Raw genomic sequence first — 1,613 nt, 5'->3', positions numbered from 1 at the left:
CCGGCGGCTGCTGCCGCCGCCCGGTTCACGCGAGCCCGTCGGTTCGCAGCCGACCGCTGTCGCTGGGTTACTTCGGAGCTGATGTCGCTGCGGGCCGGAAACCGTCGAAGGGCGTCCAGGTCCGCTCTGCCCGTACCCGCTGCCGAGCCAATTTGAAGCTGGCCGCCGCTGCCACCCGATTCCCTTAGCTAGTGCTGCCACGGGCCGGAACCCGCTGAACGGCATCCAGGTCCCCGCTCTACCCGTACCTGCTGCCGCGCCGGATTTTCAAGCGAGACACGCCTTAGCTATTGCAGTGCCCGACAAAATTGAAGCAGCAAGTGAACGTTCCAAGCTCTGGATAGCAAATATCCCAAGTTTCTCGACATCTTCATTGTGATACTCTTTATGAATCCATTCGATATTGCGGATTAACGTATAAGGCAAATCCCGCTCGGTCACAATTCCCCAATCGACCTGATGCGACCCCCATTATGTTCTTTCAATTTCAAATTGATTATTATAACAAAAATTGTATTTCAAAATAAAGGAGAAGTGAGGAAAAATTAAGTTAAATTTGTATCCTCGCTTCTTTTTTCATTCTGAATAAATTCTAAGAACTCCAAAATGATTGTCGATACCGCATCCTCTTTAGCCAAATGAACATATTTGCTAATTCGTAAAATATCATTTTTATACAAATCAATAAGTTGTATTACAGCCTGAGGATCTTTTTGTTTGGCAGCCTGTAGTAATTTCATGAATTCAATGTCTGAGATAGCAGCTGTATCATTTTTCGCTTCCATTTGCTCACCCCCTGTTGGCTGATCTGCAGCTCTCTTGCAACATCTTTTTCAGTCATATCAAGGATGTAGAGTTTATAAATAATATTCCTTCCTTGTGAAGGTAACGAGTTTAGTAATTCTTGAACCAAGATTTTATTCTCAGTTAATATAGTGAAATTTCCATTGTCTGATTGATTATTATAAAGAGGGAATTCCCTTGTCCTAATTTTCTTGTATTTATATTGAACTCTCCACCCAATACGATAAATTACTTTTCTATAGCGTTCGTAAGCAGAAATTTGATTGTCCACCGTTAATTTCTCCTTTACCGTTGTTTATGTAAAGGGAAAATTTAGAATCAATTACACAACCATACATAACAATAGATTTCTGTTGGTTGTAGAATGAACTGTCCTGATTACCTAATCATGAAGAAATGATGAAAGGAGGTTCAGGTATGGAGATTACAGATATCATTTCATTAATAACTAATGTTGGTTTTCCAGTGACGCTCTGCTTTATTCTGATTCGCTATGTATTACAAACCACCGAAGAAAAATTGGACCAACTAGATTCTTCATTAAAACAATTGGCGCAAGCAATTCAATCCTTTAAGGATACAAGTCGGATAGAGAAAACAGAGTAAATGTTCGACGTTAGTATAGCTCGTCACCAGTTATTCTAGTTCGAATAACCCAGGTGTAATCAGGCAGCCTCGCGTTCCTCACTCCGGATGTGAATGGATAAAAGATCAGAATTAACGGCATGGCCAGCCCGGGCCTCTAAAACTAATTTCTGTATATCTGATGATTTCCTGAATTCGTGAAACAAAGTTTTGAAAAGGTTAGA

The 1,613-nt window shown here is 41.4% G+C and carries 4 protein-coding genes; 1 reads left to right on the top strand and 3 read right to left on the bottom strand.

From position 1 onward, the window contains the following. The 3 genes from L691_RS31935 to L691_RS31230 all read right to left on the bottom strand — a co-directional run. Positions 1 to 201 (bottom strand): hypothetical protein (locus L691_RS31935; protein WP_156934205.1); only part of this gene is annotated, 201 nt, incomplete at its 3' end. Positions 202 to 545: 344 nt separating this feature from the next. Then, positions 546 to 785: a hypothetical protein gene (locus tag L691_RS0110110; protein WP_025690352.1), complete on the bottom strand. Its 240-nt coding sequence runs from the start codon at positions 783 to 785 to the stop codon at positions 546 to 548. Then, positions 737 to 1,075, bottom strand: coding sequence for a sigma factor-like helix-turn-helix DNA-binding protein (locus L691_RS31230; RefSeq protein ID WP_084654041.1), 339 nt, complete (start codon positions 1,073 to 1,075; stop codon positions 737 to 739). Before L691_RS31230 ends, L691_RS0110110 begins: the two co-directional genes overlap by 49 nt. 146 nt (positions 1,076 to 1,221) lie before the next feature. Here L691_RS31230 and L691_RS0110105 point away from each other — a divergent pair, with 146 nt between their 5' ends. Beyond that, positions 1,222 to 1,410, top strand: coding sequence for a hypothetical protein (locus L691_RS0110105; protein WP_025690350.1), 189 nt, complete (start codon positions 1,222 to 1,224; stop codon positions 1,408 to 1,410). Positions 1,411 to 1,613: the final 203 nt, after the last annotated feature.

The organism is Paenibacillus zanthoxyli JH29 (genome assembly GCF_000520715.1).
Lineage (GTDB): Bacteria > Bacillota > Bacilli > Paenibacillales > Paenibacillaceae > Paenibacillus_AQ > Paenibacillus_AQ zanthoxyli.
The sequence above is the reverse complement of the archived record's forward strand: the minus strand, read 5'-3'. Positions and strand labels throughout refer to the sequence as shown.

Coding starts and splice junctions, on each gene's coding strand:
- L691_RS0110105 (WP_025690350.1), top strand. CDS start 1,222: ATGGAGATTACAGATATCATTTCATTAATAACTAATGTTGGTTTTCCA.
- L691_RS0110110 (WP_025690352.1), bottom strand. CDS start 785: ATGGAAGCGAAAAATGATACAGCTGCTATCTCAGACATTGAATTCATG.